Annotated in this window: 20 protein-coding genes; 7 read left to right on the plus strand and 13 right to left on the minus strand. The window is 70.1% G+C overall.

The annotated features are described in order from the left end of the window. Positions 1 to 18: 18 nt before the first annotated feature. The 10 genes from atpD to INP57_RS12540 all read right to left on the minus strand — a co-directional run bounded on the left by atpD (position 19) and on the right by INP57_RS12540 (position 9,430). Complete coding sequence (gene atpD / locus INP57_RS12495) at positions 19 to 1,452, minus strand: F0F1 ATP synthase subunit beta (protein ID WP_200070303.1); 1,434 nt, start codon at positions 1,450 to 1,452, stop codon at positions 19 to 21. Position 1,453: 1 nt separating this feature from the next. Further along, on the minus strand, positions 1,454 to 2,371 hold the full coding sequence (locus INP57_RS12500; RefSeq protein ID WP_200070304.1) for a F0F1 ATP synthase subunit gamma: 918 nt from the start codon (positions 2,369 to 2,371) through the stop codon (positions 1,454 to 1,456). Between the two features lie 11 nt (positions 2,372 to 2,382). After that, positions 2,383 to 4,026: a F0F1 ATP synthase subunit alpha gene (gene atpA, locus INP57_RS12505; protein WP_200070305.1), complete on the minus strand. Its 1,644-nt coding sequence runs from the start codon at positions 4,024 to 4,026 to the stop codon at positions 2,383 to 2,385. 62 nt (positions 4,027 to 4,088) lie between these two features. Continuing rightward, entirely contained in the window at positions 4,089 to 4,919 is an 831-nt protein-coding gene (locus tag INP57_RS12510) for a F0F1 ATP synthase subunit delta (protein WP_200070306.1), read from the minus strand. Positions 4,920 to 4,989: 70 nt separating this feature from the next. Continuing rightward, positions 4,990 to 5,553, minus strand: a complete 564-nt coding sequence (locus INP57_RS12515) for a F0F1 ATP synthase subunit B (protein WP_200070307.1) — start codon at positions 5,551 to 5,553, stop codon at positions 4,990 to 4,992. A 30-nt stretch (positions 5,554 to 5,583) separates the two neighbouring features. Beyond that, the gene (locus INP57_RS12520) at positions 5,584 to 5,841 is read right to left on the minus strand and encodes an ATP synthase subunit C-like protein (RefSeq protein ID WP_295148891.1); all 258 of its coding nucleotides are present in this window, start codon (positions 5,839 to 5,841) and stop codon (positions 5,584 to 5,586) included. Positions 5,842 to 5,901: 60 nt separating this feature from the next. Further along, a complete protein-coding gene (gene atpB, locus INP57_RS12525) occupies positions 5,902 to 6,681 on the minus strand; it encodes a F0F1 ATP synthase subunit A (protein WP_200070308.1) in 780 nt (259 codons plus the stop codon). A gap of 229 nt (positions 6,682 to 6,910) precedes the next feature. Further along, complete coding sequence (locus INP57_RS12530; RefSeq protein WP_200070309.1) at positions 6,911 to 7,372, minus strand: Cg1360 family ATP-synthase-associated protein; 462 nt, start codon at positions 7,370 to 7,372, stop codon at positions 6,911 to 6,913. Then, positions 7,372 to 8,547: a glycosyltransferase family 4 protein gene (locus INP57_RS12535; protein ID WP_200070310.1), complete on the minus strand. Its 1,176-nt coding sequence runs from the start codon at positions 8,545 to 8,547 to the stop codon at positions 7,372 to 7,374. Before INP57_RS12535 ends, INP57_RS12530 begins: the two co-directional genes overlap by 1 nt. A 232-nt stretch (positions 8,548 to 8,779) precedes the next feature. Then, complete coding sequence (locus INP57_RS12540; RefSeq protein WP_200070311.1) at positions 8,780 to 9,430, minus strand: L-threonylcarbamoyladenylate synthase; 651 nt, start codon at positions 9,428 to 9,430, stop codon at positions 8,780 to 8,782. A gap of 283 nt (positions 9,431 to 9,713) precedes the next feature. Here INP57_RS12540 and INP57_RS12545 point away from each other — a divergent pair, with 283 nt between their 5' ends. Continuing rightward, a complete protein-coding gene (locus tag INP57_RS12545) occupies positions 9,714 to 10,577 on the plus strand; it encodes an alpha/beta fold hydrolase (RefSeq protein WP_200070312.1) in 864 nt (287 codons plus the stop codon). Positions 10,578 to 10,812: 235 nt separating this feature from the next. Next, on the plus strand, positions 10,813 to 11,169 hold the full coding sequence (locus tag INP57_RS12550; RefSeq protein WP_200070313.1) for a DUF3817 domain-containing protein: 357 nt from the start codon (positions 10,813 to 10,815) through the stop codon (positions 11,167 to 11,169). 123 nt (positions 11,170 to 11,292) lie between these two features. Here INP57_RS12550 and INP57_RS12555 read toward each other — a convergent pair whose 3' ends face one another. After that, positions 11,293 to 11,793: a MarR family winged helix-turn-helix transcriptional regulator gene (locus INP57_RS12555; protein WP_200070314.1), complete on the minus strand. Its 501-nt coding sequence runs from the start codon at positions 11,791 to 11,793 to the stop codon at positions 11,293 to 11,295. 129 nt (positions 11,794 to 11,922) lie between these two features. Between INP57_RS12555 and INP57_RS12560 the strand changes: the two genes are divergently transcribed. Continuing rightward, positions 11,923 to 12,225: an MTH1187 family thiamine-binding protein gene (locus INP57_RS12560; RefSeq protein ID WP_200070315.1), complete on the plus strand. Its 303-nt coding sequence runs from the start codon at positions 11,923 to 11,925 to the stop codon at positions 12,223 to 12,225. Between the two features lie 55 nt (positions 12,226 to 12,280). On the opposite strand, the gene INP57_RS12565 is transcribed toward INP57_RS12560, so the two are convergent. Beyond that, positions 12,281 to 12,538 carry a hypothetical protein gene (locus INP57_RS12565; protein ID WP_307850038.1) on the minus strand — a complete coding sequence of 86 codons (258 nt, stop codon included), beginning with the start codon at positions 12,536 to 12,538 and terminating at the stop codon, positions 12,281 to 12,283. Between the two features lie 346 nt (positions 12,539 to 12,884). Here INP57_RS12565 and INP57_RS12570 point away from each other — a divergent pair, with 346 nt between their 5' ends. The 4 genes from INP57_RS12570 (at position 12,885) to INP57_RS12585 (ending at position 16,035) form a co-directional block, all read left to right on the plus strand. Next, on the plus strand, positions 12,885 to 13,814 hold the full coding sequence (locus tag INP57_RS12570) for a tetratricopeptide repeat protein (RefSeq protein ID WP_200070316.1): 930 nt from the start codon (positions 12,885 to 12,887) through the stop codon (positions 13,812 to 13,814). A gap of 72 nt (positions 13,815 to 13,886) precedes the next feature. Then, positions 13,887 to 14,087, plus strand: coding sequence for a hypothetical protein (locus INP57_RS12575; RefSeq protein ID WP_200070317.1), 201 nt, complete (start codon positions 13,887 to 13,889; stop codon positions 14,085 to 14,087). 117 nt (positions 14,088 to 14,204) lie between these two features. Further along, positions 14,205 to 14,651: a TipAS antibiotic-recognition domain-containing protein gene (locus INP57_RS12580; RefSeq protein WP_295145946.1), complete on the plus strand. Its 447-nt coding sequence runs from the start codon at positions 14,205 to 14,207 to the stop codon at positions 14,649 to 14,651. A 61-nt stretch (positions 14,652 to 14,712) separates the two neighbouring features. Then, the gene (locus INP57_RS12585) at positions 14,713 to 16,035 is read left to right on the plus strand and encodes a DNA polymerase IV (protein WP_200070318.1); all 1,323 of its coding nucleotides are present in this window, start codon (positions 14,713 to 14,715) and stop codon (positions 16,033 to 16,035) included. A gap of 34 nt (positions 16,036 to 16,069) precedes the next feature. Here the strand turns inward: INP57_RS12585 and INP57_RS12590 are convergent, their stop codons facing one another. Continuing rightward, a complete protein-coding gene (locus INP57_RS12590; protein ID WP_200070319.1) occupies positions 16,070 to 16,852 on the minus strand; it encodes a hypothetical protein in 783 nt (260 codons plus the stop codon). Positions 16,853 to 16,904: the final 52 nt, after the last annotated feature.

Below are 16,904 nucleotides of genomic sequence, written 5' to 3' on the forward strand. Positions count from 1 at the left end.
TCGCGGCGGGGACCGGACTCACTTCTCGGTGAGCTTCTTGTTGGCCTGCTCGAGGTCTTCCAGACCACCGATGGACAGGAACGCCTGCTCCGGGTAGTGGTCGAAGTCGCCCTTGCAGAGCTTGTCGAACGCCTCGATGGTCTCCTTCACCGGCACGAAGGAGCCCTCCTGGCCGGTGAACTGCTTGGCCACGTAGAAGTTCTGCGACAGGTAGCGCTGGATGCGCCGCGCCCGCTGCACCGTCACCTTGTCCTCTTCGGACAGTTCGTCCATACCGAGGATGGCGATGATGTCCTGCAGCTCCTTGTACTTCTGCAGGATCCGCTTGACCTCCTGGGCCACCCGGTAGTGCTCGTCCCCGACGATCGCCGGGTCCAGCACGTTGGAGCTGGAGGTCAGCGGGTCCACCGCCGGGTAGATGCCCATCTGGGAAATCGGGCGGGACAGCTCCGTGGTCGCGTCCAAGTGCGCGAACGTGGTCGCCGGAGCCGGGTCGGTGTAGTCGTCCGCGGGCACGTAGATCGCCTGCATCGAGGTGATCGAGTTGCCGCGGGTGGAGGTGATCCGCTCCTGCAGCTCACCCATCTCGTCGGCCAGCGTCGGCTGGTAGCCCACCGCGGAAGGCATCCGGCCCAGCAGGGTGGAGACCTCCTGGCCGGCCTGGGTGAACCGGAAGATGTTGTCGATGAACAGCAGCACGTCCTGGTTCTGGACGTCGCGGAAGTACTCCGCCATGGTCAGCGCCGACAGGGCCACCCGCATACGGGTCCCCGGCGGCTCGTCCATCTGGCCGAAGACCAGCGCGGTGTCCGCCAGCACGCCGGACTCGCTCATCTCCACCCAGAGGTCGTTGCCCTCACGGGTGCGCTCGCCGACACCGGCGAACACCGAGGTGCCGCCGAAGTTCTTCGCGACGCGGCGGATCATCTCCTGGATGAGCACGGTCTTGCCGACACCGGCACCGCCGAACAGGCCGATCTTGCCACCCTGCACGTACGGGGTGAGCAGGTCGATCACCTTGATGCCGGTCTCCAGCACCTCGGTCTTGCCTTCGAGCTGGTCGAACGCCGGCGGGTTCCGGTGGATCGTCCACCGCTCGGCGTCCGCGCCGTAGCCGGGCTCGTCCAGGCAGTGGCCGAGGGCGTTGAACACGTGGCCCTTGACGACATCGCCCACCGGCACCGAGATGCCCGCGCCCGAGTCGGCCACCGTCACGCCCCGCACCAGGCCCTGGGTCGGCTGCATCGAAATAGTTCGCACGACGCTGTCGCCGAGGTGCTGGGCGACCTCCAGCGTCAGCGTCTTGGCCATGCCCTCCGCGGTGATGTCCACGGTGAGCGCGTTGTTCAGGTCGGGCACCTGGTCGCGCGGGAACTCGACGTCCACGACCGGGCCGAGGACCCGGACGACGCGGCCGGTGCCAGTAGCCGTGCTAGTGGCAGTCGCAGTCATGTCACTCACTTCCTGCTGACGAGAGCGCCTCGACACCACCGACGATCTCGCTGATTTCCTGGGTGATCTGGGCCTGCCGGGCCTGGTTGGCCTCCCGGCTAAGGTTGCGGATCAGTTCGTCCGCGTTGTCCGTGGCGGCCTTCATCGCGGTGCGCCGGGCCGCGTAGACCGAAGCCGCCGCATCCAGCAGCCCGGCGAACAGCCGGGTGTTGATGTACTTCGGCAGCAGCGCCTTGAACAACGTGTCCGCGTCCGGCTCGAAGTCGTAGACCGACCGCGGCTTCTTCGGGTCCTCGGAGTACTCGACCTCCAGCGGAGCGATCCGGGTGACCGTCGGCTTCTGGGTCAGCATGGACACGAACTCGGTGTGCACCAGGTGCAGCTCGTCCACACCCGGCGCGCCGCCGTCGCCGTCCGGGGAGTCGCCCGAGCCCGCCAGGAACGCCCTGACCAGCGTCTCCCCGACGTCGGCCGCGTCCGAGTAGGCAGGCTTCTCGGCGAAGCCCGCCCAGCTGCCCGCGATCTCCCGCTGCCGGAACCGGTAGTACGCGTCGCCCTTGCGGCCGATCACGTACAGCACCGGGGTCTTGCCCTGCTCCCGCAGGAGGCTCTGCAGCTCCTCGGCCGCGCGCAGCACGTTGGCGTTGTAGCCGCCGCACTGACCGCCGTCACTGGTGACCACGAGCACCGCGGCCCGCTTCGGTTCGCTGCGCTCGACCAGCAGCGGGTGGTCCAGCGTGCTCGCCCCGGCCAGTTCGGACACGGCCTTGGTGATCTCGGCCGCGTACGGCCGCGAAGCGTCCACCCGGGCACGCGCCCGCGTGATGCGGGAGGTGGCGATCAGTTCCTGCGCCTTGGTGATCTTCCGGATCGACTTGACCGACCGGATCCGGTCTCGCAGTTCTCGCAGTTGCGCCATGAGCTACCCGGTCACTTCTTCGGGGCGGGCTTGTTGACCTGGACGGTTTCCTGGCCCACCGCGTTCGCGTCCATCGCGTCGGCCTCGGCCTCCGCGGTGACCGCGGAACCGTCGGCGGCGGTGAACTGCTTCTTGAACTCCTCGACCGCGTCCACGACGATCTGCTGGCCGTCGTCGGAGAACTTCTTGGACTCCACGATGTCCTTGAGCACCGACTCGTGGGTGCGGCGCAGGTAGGCGAGGAACTCGTTCTCGAAGCGCTGCACGTCGGCCACCGGCACCGTGTCCACGTGGCCCTGGGTGCCGAGGAACAGCGAGACGACCTCTTCCTCGACCGGCATCGGCTCGCCCTGGCCCTGCTTGAGGATCTCCATCAGGCGGGCACCGCGGTCGAGCTGCGCCTTGGACGCCGCGTCGAGGTCGGAGGCGAACGCGGAGAACGCCTCCAGCTCGCGGAACTGCGCCAGGTCGATCTTCAGCGAGCCGGTGACGTTCTTCATCGCCTTGATCTGCGCGGAACCGCCGACGCGGGACACCGAGATGCCGACGTCGATCGCGGGGCGCTGACCGGAGTTGAACAGGTCCGACTGCAGGAAGCACTGGCCGTCGGTGATGGAGATGACGTTGGTCGGAATGTAGGCCGACACGTCGTTGGCCTTGGTCTCGATGATCGGCAGCCCGGTCATCGAACCGCCGCCCATGTCGCTGGAGAGCTTCGCGCAGCGCTCCAGCAGCCGGGAGTGCAGGTAGAACACGTCGCCCGGGTACGCCTCGCGGCCCGGCGGGCGGCGCAGCAGCAGCGAGATCGCGCGGTAGGCCTCGGCCTGCTTGGTGAGGTCGTCGAACACGATCAGGACGTGCTTGCCCTGGTACATCCAGTGCTGGCCGAGCGCGGAGCCCGCGTAGGGCGCCAGCCACTTCAGACCCGGCGAGTCCGAGGCCGGGGCGGCGACGACGGTCGTGTAGGCCGAGGCGCCCGACTCGTCCAGCTGCCGCTTCACGCCGGCGATCGTGGAGCCCTTCTGGCCGATCGCGACGTAGATGCAGTGCACCTGCTTCTCGGGGTCGCCGCTTTCCCAGTTGCTCTTCTGGTTGATGATCGTGTCGATCGCGACCGTGGTCTTGCCGGTCTTGCGGTCGCCGATCAGCAGCTGCCGCTGGCCGCGGCCGATCGGGGTCATCGAGTCGATCGCCTTGATGCCGGTCTGCATCGGCTCGCGCACTTCCTGGCGCTGGACCACCGAGGCGGCCTGCAGCTCCAGCTGGCGCTGGGCGTCCGGCTTGACCTCGCCGAGCCCGTCGATCGGGTCGCCCAGCGGGTTCACCACGCGGCCGAGGAAGCCGTCGCCGACCGGGATGGACAGCACCTTGCCGGTGCGCCGGACCTCCTGGCCCTCCTCGATGCTCTCCGACTCACCGAGGATCACCGCGCCGATCTCCTGGGCTTCCAGGTTCATCGCGACGCCGTAGATGCCGCCGGGGAACTCCAGCAGCTCCTCGGTCATGACCGAAGGCAGGCCCTCGACATGGGCGATGCCGTCACCGGTATCGGTGACGACCCCGACCTCCTCGCGGCTGACCTCCGGGGAGTAGCTGGAGACGTACTTCTCGATCGCACTGCGGATCTCGTCCGACGAGATCGTCAGCTCCGCCATGTCTCGTTCCTGCTCTCGGTTCGTTCTCTGGGAGGAAGTTCTTCGCCGGCTGCGCCTCGCCGCTAGTCGGCCAGGTCGCGCCGAAGGGACTGCAAGCGGCCCGCGATGGTGCCGTCGATGACCTCGTCACCGATCCGGATCAGCAGGCCGCCGACCACGTCCGGATCCACTTCCAGGTGGACCGCGATGGGCCGCGAGTAGATCCGCTGCAAGGTGGCTGCGAGCCGCTGCTGCTGCTCGTCGGACAGCGCCACGGCCGACCGCACGTGCGCCACCGACCGCTCCCGGCGCTTGGCCGAGAGTTCCGCGAGCTCTTCCAGGCCCTCGCTGATCCGTCCGCCCCGCGGGTGTTCCACGAGCTGGCGCACCAGCGTCTGGGTGACCGGCTCGACCTTGCCGCCGAGCAGGTCGTCGACCACGACCGCCTTGCCTTCCGGGGAACCGGCCGGGTCGGCCAGCAGCCGTTCCAGCGGCAGGTCCGCACCGATGATCCGGCCCAGCCGGAACAGCTCGTCCTCGACGGCGTCCAGCCGACCGGCCCGCTCGGCCTGCACCAGCAGCGCCACCCGCGCCAGCCGTTCCAGGCCGCGGACCAGGTCCTTGGCGCTGGACCACCGGGCGCGGACGGCCTCGGTGACGACCGGCAGCGACCGCTGGCCGAGCTTGCCCGCCAGCAGGTCCTTGACCAGGTCTTCTCTGGTCCCGGGCGAGGTCGAGGCGTCGGCCAGCGCGCGGCGCAGGGTCGACTCGCGACCCAGCAACGCGGCCACGCCGAACAGCTCATCGGCCAGACCGGTGATCTCCGCGGCCCCGGCCCCGTCGGTGGCCTGCAACAGCTGCAGCTCGGTGGCTGCCAGCGCGTCGCGGCTCGCGGCGTTCACGAGGGTGCTCAACTCTCCAGGGCCTTTCGCTCTCGGGGCACTTCCGGTGACCACATCATGTGCGTGCTCCTCGCACCCCTGCCTACCTGCCGGACGGTGCCGAACCGGACGGTGCGGAGGTGGACTCCAGCTCGTCGAGGAACCGGTCCACGGTGCCGCGCTGCCGGGTTTCGTCCTCCAGGGACTCCCCGACGATACGTCCCGCCAGGTCGACCGCCTGCCGTCCGAGGTCGGAACGCAGCTCCGCGATGATCTGCGAACGCTGCGCGGCGAGCTGGTTCTGGCCCTGCGTGACGATCCGCTCGGACTCCGTCTGCGCCTGAGCCCGCATCTCCTCGACGATCTGCTGGCCCTCGGCCCGCGCGTCGTCCCGGATCCGGGCCGCCTCGGCACGAGCCTCGGCGAGCTGCGACTTGTACTGCTCCAACGTCCGCTGAGCCTCCGCCTGCGCCTGCTCGGCGCGGGCGATGCCGCCTTCGATCCGCTCGCTGCGTTCCGCGTAGACCTTCTCGAAGCGCGGAACGGCGTACTTCCAGAGCACGAACAGCAGGATCAGGAAGGCGATCAGCCCGACGACGATCTCGGTCGGAGCAGGGAGGACCGGGTTGTGGCCGCCCGCGGCCAGCAACGTCTGCGTCTTCACCATGACGTCTCCCTACGCTTCAGTGCCGGATTGTCACGCGTTGGAGGCGATGAAGTAGATGACCAGGCCGATCAGGGCGAGCACCTCGACCAGCACGAACGAGATCCACGCGATGCCCTGCAGCTGACCCTGGGCCTCCGGCTGGCGGGCGGTGCCGTTGATGACCGCGGCCCAGATCAGGCCGACGCCGACGCCGGGGCCGATGGCGCCCAGGCCGTAGCCGATGGCGGCGAGACCGGGGTTCATGTTCGTCGCGGCTTCGGCGGCCTGCGCAAGAACGATGTTGCTCACTTTCACTACCTTTCAACTCGGTCCGCGCTCATGCGCGGATCGGAGGTCTTGGTCTTGCTCTCAGTGCTCCTGGGCGAGCGCGCTGCCGATGAAGTTGGCGGTCAGCAACGCGAAGATGTACGCCTGCAGCACTTGGATCAGGGCTTCGACGAACGTCAAGGCAATGGCGAAGGCGAAGGCGACGATCGAGACCGGCTTGAACGCCGCACCCGCCTCAACGAGCAGGTACTCCCCGCCCAGGGCGAACACCATCAGGATCAGGTGCCCGGCGAACATCGCGGCGAACACCCGGATGGCCAGCGCGACCGGCTGGGCGATGAACTTCTGGAAGAACTCGATCGGTGCGAGCAGCACGTAGATCGGCTTGGGCACGCCCGGGGGGAACATGACGTGCTTGAAGTAGCCGAGGAACCCGTGCCTGGCGAAACCGACCGTGTGGATGACCACGTACGCCACCAGGAACAGCGCCACCGGGAAGCCGATGCGCGACATGGTGGGGAACTGGATGAGCGGGATGATCCCGAAGATGTTGTTCACCAGCACGAACGTGAACAGCGCGAAGATCAGCGGTACGAACCGGCGGAACTCCTTGGCGCCGATCTGGTCCCGCGCGATGTTGTTCCGGCTGAACTCGTAGAGGAACTCGGCGACGAACTGGCCTTTGCCCGGCACCAGCTTCAGGTTGCGGGTGGCAACCAGGAAGTAGACGCCGATGATCAGTACGGAGAGTACGATCAGGATCATCGGCTTGGTGACGCCGCCGAAGATCGGCGGGAGGTCGAAAGCTTCCGCGCCCGGCGGTTGAAACTTTCCGCCTTGGGCCAGCACCAGCGCGCCCAACAGGGCTCCTTCCGGTTCTCCCGCGGTTCACACCGTCGGGCGAATCGTCATGATTTGCACTTAACGTACCTGATACGCGATCTGACACCTAAGTCGACCCCGTCACACGCGACATGTGCACGATCGGTGTCAGGTGATCACCCTCCGCACCAGGGCGACCAGGTCGAACCGGACGATACCAGCGGGTAACCCCATCTCCGGCACTACCCGCGAAGCACCGCTGAGACCGTCATTGACCAGGAACGACGACCGGGATCTTGGTTTTCCGGAACGCGACGACCTCGGAAGCGGCCCACACGATGATCGTGGCCAGCATGGTGAACGCCAGCGCGTAGGAGTGCAGGCCCTCGACTCCGCCGAGCAACGTCATCACGACCAGCAGCACCAGCATCTTCCCCATGTAGCCGCCGAGCGCGGCGACCATGACGAACATCGGGTGCAGCCCGCCGGTCCAGCGCATCAGGCCGATCGTGAGCAGCGACGACCCGAACGCCACCACTCCGCCGACCAGCGCGCCGAACACACCCGGCAGCCCTGCCAGCAAGCCGGAGACCAGGATCCCGAGCAGCACGACCACCACGCCCGGCCACACCGCGGTCCGCAGCATGGCGTCGGCCAGCTTGCGCACCGTCGCGGCGTGCGGGTTGCCCGCATCGGCGCCGTCGGCGCGCTGGTCGGTCGTCTCGCTCATCAGGCCCCTCGATCGGATCGCCACCGTTCGGCCATTCTCGGGATTGCGGAAATGATAGCGGCCGACAACACGCCCAATCCGACCACCCATGCCACGACCGCGGCGCTGAACAGCGTCAACGACACCGCGCCGAAGGCCAGCACCGCCGCCCACAGGTAGATGAGCAGCACCGCCCGGCGCTGCGAGTGCCCGATCTCCAGCAGCCGGTGGTGCAGGTGCATCTTGTCCGCGTGGAACGGGCTCTTGCCCGCGCGGGTGCGCCGCACCACCGCCATGATCAGGTCGAGCAGCGGCACGAACAGCACGGCGGCCAGCACCAGCAGCGGGGACAGCAGCGCGAGCGCGTCCTTGCCGCCGAAACCGGCGTAATCGGCCTTGCCGGAGGCCGAAGTGCTCGCCGTCGCCAGCATCAGCCCGATCAGCATCGATCCGGAGTCGCCCATGAAGATCCGCGCGGGCTGGAAGTTGAACGGCAGGAACCCCATGCACGCCCCGGCGATCGAGGCGGCGATCAGCGCGGGCGGGTAGGCGGTGACGTCGCCGCCGTGCTGCTGCAGCAGGCTCAGGCAGAACGCGCAGGTCGCGCTCGCGGCGATCAGGCCGATCCCGGAGGCCAGGCCGTCCAGGCCGTCCACGAAGTTCATCGCGTTGATCATCGTGACGACCAGCAGCACCGTGAGCAGCTGCCCCTGGTTGCTGTTGAGCACCATCAGCTGCCCGATGTGCCCCTCGGTGCCGCCCCACGGCACCCAGAAGCCGAACCACTGCACGCCGAACAGCACCAGGATCCCGGCCGCGGTGACCTGCCCGGCCAGCTTGGTCAGCGAGTCCAGCTCGAAGCGGTCGTCCAGCGCGCCGACCAGCACGATGACCCCGCCCGCCAGCAGCGCGGCGACCGCGTCCTTGGAGAAGTCGAAACCGCGTGAGAGCGCGGGCAGGTTGCTGGCCAGGAACATCGCGGCCAGCACTCCGCCGAACATCGCGACCCCGCCCATCCGCGGGATCGGCGTCAGGTGCACGTCCCGCTTGCGCGGGTAGGCGACCGCCCCCACGCGGATCGCCAGCAGCCGCACCAAGCCGGTCAGCAGGAAGGTCACCGCCGCCGCGGTGAGCAGCACCAACAGGTACTCCCGCGCGGGCAGGCCGGCAGGAGCCCAGAGCGTCGAATTGTCCATGGCGGTGCTACCCGCGCGGGCCGGCGGCCCGGTCGGTCTTCAGCCCCCGGAACGGCGTGTTCAAGCTCGGCGCTCCTCATCGCGTGGCACGTTGCGCATCCAGCACCAACGCTATCGGCACTCGGACGCGCCGCGAGCACCGGTCCGGATCAGCGAAGATCGATCCACTTCGGACGCGAGGAACCGGCGCGGGGGCCTTTCGCCCGCATGGCACTGGATCCGCGCACCGGGCTCACTGCGCGGGTTCGACCTCCACGCCCAGCACCTCGGCGAGCTGGTCGCGGCTGATCTCCCCCTCCCGCAGCACCCGCGGCTGCGACTGGGTGAGGTCGACGATCGTGGAGGCGACCGGCTCGCCGGACGGGCCGCCGTCGAGGTAGACGTCCACCGACTCGCCCAGCTGGTCCCGCGCTTCCTGGGCGGTGGCCGCGGGCGGCTGGCCGCTGCGGTTCGCGCTGGACACCGCCATCGGGCCGACCTCGCGCAGCAGGTCCAGCGCCACCGGGTGCAGCGGCATCCGCAGGTTCACCGTTCCCCGCGTGTTGCCCAGGTCCCAGGCCAGCGACGGGGCCTGCGGCAGCACCAGGGACAGCCCGCCGGGCCAGAACGCCTCGATCAGCGCGCGAGCCTGCCGGGACACCGACATGACCAGGCCGTCCACGGTGTTCCAGGAGCCGACCAGGACCGGCACCGGCATGTCGCGGCCGCGTCCCTTCGCGGTCAGCAGCGAGCCGACGGCTTCGGTGTCGAACGCGTCGGCGCCGATGCCGTAAACGGTGTCGGTGGGCAGGACGACGAGTCCGCCTGCTCGCACCGCGTTCGCGGCGGCGGTCAGGCCGGCCTCCCGGCCGTCCGGGCGGTTGCAGTCATGCACGGTGCTCACCCGGTCGATCCTGGCACGCCCGCCGCGCCGGGCTGCGGGCGGTGCCACGCCGATGCGCTGCGGGCATATCCTGCCGAGTAACACCCGCGCGGCGATGCAAGATCGAAAGGATGCGCTCGCCATCGGCGCGGGGCGCCGCAGGCACCGCTCGCGGCCCGGCACCGCCGTCGCCGAGAACCGCACCGCAACGCGACCGTGCCGCGGAACGTCTCAGGCGAGTGAACGTCCGATTCGCGCATCCGGGTCCGCCCGCCGCAGCAAGCCAGCAGTCGAGGAGTGAGAGATGACCGCCCCGCCGCAGGGTGTCGAGGTCGACCACGTGGAGTTCCCCGCAGGCAAGATCCGCTACTACCGGGCGGGCTCCGCGGGACCGGCGATCGTGCTGCTGCACGGCGCCGGACTGGACAACGCGATGCTGAGCTGGCGGCACGCGATCCCGGTGCTGGCCGCCGACCACCGCGTCTACGTTCCCGACCTGCCCGGCCAGGGCGGCAGTCAGCCGTGGCACGGCCGGGCGAACCAGCGCACATTCGAAGAGGTGCTGCGCTGGCTGCTGGACGCGTGGAACGTGCGGGACACGATGCTGGTGGGGTTGTCCATGGGCGGCAGCATCGCCACCGGTTTCACGCTGCGGCATCCGCGCCGGGTGCGCGGGATGGTCCTGGTCAGCTCCGGCGGGCTGGTGCCCAAGCTGCAGAACCACGCGCTGAAGTACCTCGCCACGCGCGTGCGGTTCCTGGACCGCGGGACCAAGAACCTGCTGGCCACCAGGCGCGCAACGGTGCGCCGGGTGCTGGCCAAGCAGCTGTTCGCCGACCAACCGCAGGACATGGAGAGCATCGTCGACGAGGTCATCGCCGAAGCGCGCCAGCGGGGCTCGCTGTTCTCCGACTGGCAGCGGGACTCGGTGGCCCGCCGATCCATGCGGGTGAACCACCTGCCGCACCTGGACCAGATCGGCTGTCCGGTGATGCTGGTGCACGGCGAGCGGGACCGGTCGGTGCCGTTGTCGTCCTCGCAGACGGCGGCCGCAGGCATCGCGGACGCGCAACTGCGGGTGGTCCAAGGGGCGGGGCACTGGCCGAACCGCGAGCGGCCGAACGAGTTCAACGCGCTGCTCCGCGAGTTCGTGAACGCGCGCGGCTGACGGCCGGTGCCGCGGTTCGGCACCGGACCGCACGACCGGCGAAGAGCCGGAGCCCGAAGCAGTGTGAGCGCGCACACGCTGCACACTCGTAGCAAGTGGGGCCTGGTCCGGACTGCTCGTCGAAGGCGGCACCAACTCGGGGAACTGCTCGCAGCCGTGACGGCGGCGCCGAGTCGGCTCACCCGGCTCCCAGCACGGATCGGACGGCGCCTCCGGGCGCGAAAGGCGGTGGCAGGTGCGCACCTACGGAAGCTGGTTCCGCTTCGTCGCGGTCGCCGAGGCGTTCTCCTGGGCGGGCCTGCTGATCGCGATGCTGTTCAAGTACGGCTTCGGGTTGCCCGAGGGCGTGACGGTCCTCGGCTGGGTGCACGGCCTGGTGTTCACCGCTTACGTGGTGACTTGCCTGGTCGTGTTCAGCCCGCTGCGCTGGCCGTTCCGCACGCTGGTGCTCGGCCTGATCGCTTCCGTGCCGCCGCTGGCGTCGGTCGCGTTCGAGCGCTGGATGCATCGCCGCGGCCTGCTGACCACGCGCGAGTCGACGGAGCCGACCTTCTGGGGCCACGTCGGTCACGTGCTGCGAACCCTCAACTGAGCCGCGGGCGCTGCAACACCGCGGCCCCAGAGCCTCTGTTGAACTTGGCGGTCCGGGTTGCCGTTGTCTTGTCAGCGGCGAAGCCGCTGAGCAGTGACTCCCAACAAGATCGAACCCAGTTGCTCAGAAGTCCCCTGCAGCGTGCCGGACCTTGCCGAGGAGCTCGGTGAGCTGCTGGGTCTGCCGCTCGGTCACCCCGACCATCCCGAATTCGACCTCGTTGACCGACTCGGTGGCGCGCTTCATCAAGTCCCGGCCGTCGTCGGTGATCTCGACCAGCGTGGTGCGGCGGTCGGTGGGGTGCGGCACCCGGCGCACCAGCTTGTCGTGCTCCAGGCGGTCGACGATGTTGGTGACGCTGGTCGGGTGCAGCTGCAGCCGGTCCCCCATCACCCGCATCGGCAGGCTGCCGCGCCGCGAGAAGGTCAGCAGGACCAGTGCTTCGTAGCGGGCGAAGGTCAGGTTGTGCGGCCGCAGCGCGTTGTCGACCGCGGATTGCAGGATCTGCTGGACCCGCATCACGCTGGTCACCGCGGCCATCGTCGTGGACGGGCCGACCCGCTCCGACCAGAGCTCGGCCGCACGTGCGATGGGGTCGAAGGGCAGCGGACCACGGGCGCTCATGTCGCCGACGCTAGCAGCGGGCCGGATGCGTCCCGGGAACTCCTTCGAGGTTGCCGCGACCGGCGAGCGCACCGGCCCGGGTTCCGCGCATGATCGCGGCGGAAGGTTTCCGCGAGGGTTGGAGGACGAATGCTGGTGGCGTTCAGCGTGGCACCGACCGGTGCAGGCGACGACGACAGCGTCAGCGAAGCGGTCGCGGCGGCGGTGCGCGTGGTGCGCCAGTCCGGCCTGCCGCACGAGACGACCTCGATGTTCACCACCGTCGAAGGCGAGTGGGACGAGGTGATGGACGTGGTCAAGCGGGCGACGGAGGCGGTTTCGTCCCGCTCGCCGCGCACCAGCCTGGTCGTCAAGGCCGACATCCGGCCCGGGCACACCGGGCAGTTGCAGCAGAAGGTCCGGCGGGTCGAGGAGCATCTCGGCGAAGGCTGACCGGGCCCGGCCGGGGACTCCCGGTGGAGCCCCCGGCCGGACGCGCCGATCGAGCTCAGCCCTCGGCCGAGGGGTGGTCGGTCAGCGGAGCGTTGACGCAGTGGCTCGGCTGCGGCGAGAGGACCGGGACGACGGCACCGAGCACGGTGGCGTTGGTCCCGCACGCCTGGATCGGGGCCGCGCTCACGTTGTTGCCGTTGCCCAGGTTGACGCCTTCGTTGCCGGCGCTGTCGGCGAACGCGGTCGCGCCGAGGGAGACCATGCCGAAGGCGGCGAGGCCGGCGGCGCCGGCGACGCGGGTTGCAATGCGCACTTTCTGTACCTCTCAGTCGAACTTCTTGGCAGCGGGCCGGCCGCTTGCCGGCCCCTGTCAGCGAGCCCGCGCCGGAACAAGATCCCGCGCGGCTCGGTGGCACCTTCGGCGACCACTCCCGAAAAACCTGAGAGACACACGCATACCGTCATACGAACGAGTGGTTGCATCCAGTCGTTCGAGGGACAAAAGTCGCGAGCGCGGACGCCGCGCCGCGTACACCGCCGCAACACGGACCGTCGCCGCCGGGAAACACCTGCCCACGCACCGTGCGCGTGGCGCTCCGTGTCAGGATGGGGATGTGACGAGGCCAGATCCACGCCAGAACTCAGGAATGTCCGCCGCGATGGCAGGCGCAGTCGACCTGTCCTCGCTCAAGAACAAGGCGGAGAACGCCCAGTCGTCGGCTGCAGGCGGCTCGGCTCCCGGCGGTTCCGCAGCAGCGCAGGGCGGCGCGGCCACGACGGTCATCGACGTCACCGAAGCCAACTTCCAGTCCGAGGTCGTCGACCGCTCGATGCAGGTGCCCGTGGTCGTCGACCTCTGGGCGGACTGGTGCGGCCCCTGCAAGCAGCTGTCCCCGGTGCTGGAGAAGCTCGCCGCCGAAGGCGGCGGCAGCTGGGTGCTGGCCAAGGTCGATGTGGACAACAACCCGCGGATCGCGCAGCTGTTCCAGGTGCAGTCGATCCCCATGGTGATCGCGATCGCCGGCGGCCAGCCGGTCGAAGCGTTCCAAGGTGCGCAGCCCGAACCCCAGCTGCGGCAATGGATCGACGCGCTGCTCGACGCGCTGCGGGAGCGGTTGCCCGGCATCGCGGCGGCCGAGCAGGGCGGCGGCGACGACGAGGAACCCGCCGAAGAGCCCGAGGACCCGCGCTTCACCGCGGCCGAGCAGGCGCTGGAAGCGGGCGACTTCGCCGCGGCCGAAACCGCGTACCAGCAGATCCTGGACGCCGAACCGGACAACGAGCAGGCCAAGGCCGCGCTCGCCCAGGTGCGCTTCAGCGCCCGCGCGGAGAACGCCGACCCGGCCTCGATCGAACGCGCCGACAACGCGCCGGACGACATCGACGCCCAGCTCGCCGCTGCCGATGCGGAACTGGCCGCGCAGCGGGTCGAGGAGGCGTTCGACCGGCTGGTGCGCACCGTCAAGCGCACCTCCGGCGACGAGCGCAACCGGGTGCGGGAGTACCTGGTCGGCATGTTCGAGCTGTTCCCCGAGGGCGACGAGCGGGTCGCGAAGGGCCGCCGCGCGCTGGCAGGCGCGCTGTTCTGATCCGGCGCGGCGATCCGGTCCGCCCGGCTCGTCGCGCCACAACGGCGGTCCGCGGATATCTACGCTGGGGGCATGGCTTCCTACGGTGAACTCTTCCCGGGCCGCAAGCTCAAGCACGAAGGCGACGGCGGCTCGCCGGGACGCGAGCACGATCCCGGCGGTCCGCTGGATCTGGAGCGCGGCGTCGTCTTCCTCTCCCCGCCGAAGCAGCAGGCCGCGCCCGAGCAAACAGCGTCCGAGTCCGAACCGGAAGATTCCGAGCGGCAGGGCTGACGGCCCGCCCCGGCGAGCGCGAAACCGCCCACGCGCCCGGTACGCTCAGCTACCGTGCCCACGCGGGAAAGCCGGACGCGCGGCGGGGGTCGCCGCGCGGACTCAGGAAGGGACGCGGTGCCGAACCACCTGCACGACTCGACTCCGCCGGACGACGCGAGCACGGTCCCGGCGCTGGACCGCGCCGAAGCCGCCGAGGTGGGCACCGCCCTGATCGGCCACCTCGACCCGGAACGCACCGACCGCTTCGACCTGCCCGCCAACGCCGACGGCAACAACGCCGAGGCGATCGGCGAGGAATGGAACCGGATCAGCGCGCGGCTCACCGAGCTCTTCCTCGCGGGCGTGCCCGGCGAGGATCCGCGGGTGCAGCAGGTCGCGGGCGAGCACTACCGCTGGATCTGCCGGTTCTGGGCTCCGGACCGCGACTCCTACCTGCGGTTGGCCGCGATGTACGTGAGCCAGCCGAAGTTCCGCAAGCGCATCGAGCGCAAGAAACCGGCCGGGCTGGCCGCGTACCTGCGCGACGCCATGACCGCCTACGCGCACTCCCGACTGCGCTGAACACGCCCCGCCGCGGGTGCGGTCGTGGTGCTTGTCGGTGCCTTCTCGTTCAATGAACCCCATGCCGAGATGGGTGCTGCACATGGACATGGACGCGTTCTTCGCGTCCGTCGAGCAGCTCGCCCGCCCCACCGTCGCCGGCCGCGCGGTGCTGGTCGGCGGGCTCGGCCCGCGCGGCACCGTCGCGGGCGCCAGCTACCAGGCCCGCGAGTACGGGGCCCGTTCGGCGATGCCGATGGCCGAGGCGCGGCGGCGCTGCCCGGTCGCGGTGGTGCTGCCGCCGCGCGGGCGGGTGTACCAGGCGGTGAGCCGCCGGGTGTTCGAGATCGTGCGGGAGCTCTCCGACGTGGTGGGGCAGGTCTCGATCGACGAGGCGTTCCTGGAACCCGCGGAGCTGGCGGGCGCCTCGGTCGAGCACGTCGAGCAGTACGCGGCGGACCTGCGCGCGCGGGTGCTGCGGGAGGTCGGAGTGGCCGCCTCGGTGGGAGCGGGCTCCGGCAAGCAGCTCGCCAAGATCTCGTCCGGGCTGGCGAAGCCGGACGGGGCGCTGGTGGTCCCACCCGAGCAGGAGGTCGAGCTGCTCACTGGGCTGCCGGTGCGCAAGTTGTGGGGCGTCGGACCGGTCACCGAGTCGAAGCTGCACCGCATCGGCGTTTACAGCATCGGTGAGCTCGCGGCGATGCAGCCCGGCGACGTCACTTCGCTGCTCGGGCAGGCGCACGGCGCCGAACTGCACCGCCTGGCGCACGGCATCGACGACCACCCGGTGGCCGAACGCGCCGAGGCCAAGCAGGTCAGCGCGGAGACCACGTTCGACGTGGACATCACCGAACCGGCGCGGCTGGCCGCCGAGGTGGCGGGCATGGCCGAATCGGCGCACCGCAGGCTGGTGTCGTCCGGGCGGGCGGCGCGGACGGTGACGCTGAAGGTGCGCGACGCGGACTTCACCACGATCAGCCGGGCGGAGACGTTCGCGTCCGCGACCTCGGACCTGGCCTCGTTCAGCGCGGCCGCGCGGCGGCTCACCGCGGTGGCCGTACCGCCGGGCACGCCGGTGCGGCTGGTCGGGATCTCCTATTCGGGCCTGGCGACCTCGGAGCAGGAGGCGCTGTTCGACTCCCCGGCCGACGAGCCCGCGGACGTCCCGAGCGCCGAGCCCGCCGAGCATCCGGCCGAGTCCGAGCCGCTGTTCCAGCGCCCGTGGCGAGCGGGCGACGACGTGTTCCACCCGGAGCACGGGCACGGCTGGGTGCAGGGCGCCGGGCTCGGCCGGGTCACGGTCCGGTTCGAGACCGCGCGCACCGGCCGCGGGCGGGCGCGCACGTTCGGTGCCGAAGACCCGGCGCTGAAACCGGCCGACCCGCTCGACAGCCTCGGCTGGTGAACCGCTGCGGCTCGCCGCGGGACCGCCCCGGGACTCAGCGCCGGACCGAGTCGTTGTTCGTCGGCATGGGCGGCAGGTGCCTGCGGTAATGGCCGATCCACTTGCGCGGTGCCGAGGTCTGCACCGCCTGCTCCACCGCGCGGGGCACGCGGCTGAACGGCGGGAGGTGGAACCGGTAGCGCACGCCCGGGGTGTCCGCGACGGACGGCGGTTCCTCGACGAGCCAGCGCTCGAGCTCCGGGTGCCGGGAGCTGAATCCGGCGTCGGCCGGGTAGAACTCCAGCGCTACCCGCCGCTCCGGGTGCACCGGCCGGTTCTGCTCGATCCACGGCAGCCGGCCGATGCCGATGGCGGAGATCTCCTTCCACGGCACGCCGAACACCTCACCGCGGGTGCGCGCGTAGAAGCCGCTGCGGTCCACCAGGAAGCCGCGGCTGTTGAGCATCCCGCTCGCGGAGAACGCGAACCACAGGAACACGACCCCGAACACCAGCTGCCAGATCCACATGCCGACCGTGTTGCCGCGGTTGACCAGGGTCGCCGCGCACAGCACGGTGAGGAACCCGCTCACCCCGCCGCCGAGCAGCAGCATCCGGAAGGTGCCCGCGGAAACGTCGACGTCCCGGGCCTCCGGGCCGAGCCCGATCGGCGCGGCCGGCTCCTGCGGTCGTTCGTCCCGGCCGTAGACGCGCGTCCCCGGGCCACCCTGGACGTTGCCTTGGTTCAGGGTGGTCTTCTCGGTGGTCCTGCCCGGCACGGTCGCCCATTCCCGTTCCGCCCGGTCCGCGCGCTGCCATCCGCCAGGTAGCCATTTCATGCCCGCCAGGGTAGCGGCGCGCACTCCGGGCGATCGGCCTCGGTGACCCGGA

The organism is Saccharopolyspora galaxeae, from assembly GCF_016526145.1.
GTDB lineage: Bacteria > Actinomycetota > Actinomycetes > Mycobacteriales > Pseudonocardiaceae > Saccharopolyspora_C > Saccharopolyspora_C galaxeae.

Coding starts and splice junctions, on each gene's coding strand:
- INP57_RS12545 (WP_200070312.1), top strand. CDS start 9,714: ATGACCGCCCCGCCGCAGGGTGTCGAGGTCGACCACGTGGAGTTCCCC.
- INP57_RS12585 (WP_200070318.1), top strand. CDS start 14,713: ATGCCGAGATGGGTGCTGCACATGGACATGGACGCGTTCTTCGCGTCC.
- INP57_RS12560 (WP_200070315.1), top strand. CDS start 11,923: ATGCTGGTGGCGTTCAGCGTGGCACCGACCGGTGCAGGCGACGACGAC.
- INP57_RS12515 (WP_200070307.1), bottom strand. CDS start 5,553: ATGGTGAAGACGCAGACGTTGCTGGCCGCGGGCGGCCACAACCCGGTC.
- INP57_RS12530 (WP_200070309.1), bottom strand. CDS start 7,372: ATGAGCGAGACGACCGACCAGCGCGCCGACGGCGCCGATGCGGGCAAC.
- INP57_RS12575 (WP_200070317.1), top strand. CDS start 13,887: ATGGCTTCCTACGGTGAACTCTTCCCGGGCCGCAAGCTCAAGCACGAA.
- INP57_RS12500 (WP_200070304.1), bottom strand. CDS start 2,371: ATGGCGCAACTGCGAGAACTGCGAGACCGGATCCGGTCGGTCAAGTCG.
- atpA (WP_200070305.1), bottom strand. CDS start 4,026: ATGGCGGAGCTGACGATCTCGTCGGACGAGATCCGCAGTGCGATCGAG.
- atpD (WP_200070303.1), bottom strand. CDS start 1,452: ATGACTGCGACTGCCACTAGCACGGCTACTGGCACCGGCCGCGTCGTC.
- INP57_RS12555 (WP_200070314.1), bottom strand. CDS start 11,793: ATGAGCGCCCGTGGTCCGCTGCCCTTCGACCCCATCGCACGTGCGGCC.
- INP57_RS12590 (WP_200070319.1), bottom strand. CDS start 16,852: ATGAAATGGCTACCTGGCGGATGGCAGCGCGCGGACCGGGCGGAACGG.
- INP57_RS12570 (WP_200070316.1), top strand. CDS start 12,885: ATGGCAGGCGCAGTCGACCTGTCCTCGCTCAAGAACAAGGCGGAGAAC.
- INP57_RS12535 (WP_200070310.1), bottom strand. CDS start 8,547: ATGGACAATTCGACGCTCTGGGCTCCTGCCGGCCTGCCCGCGCGGGAG.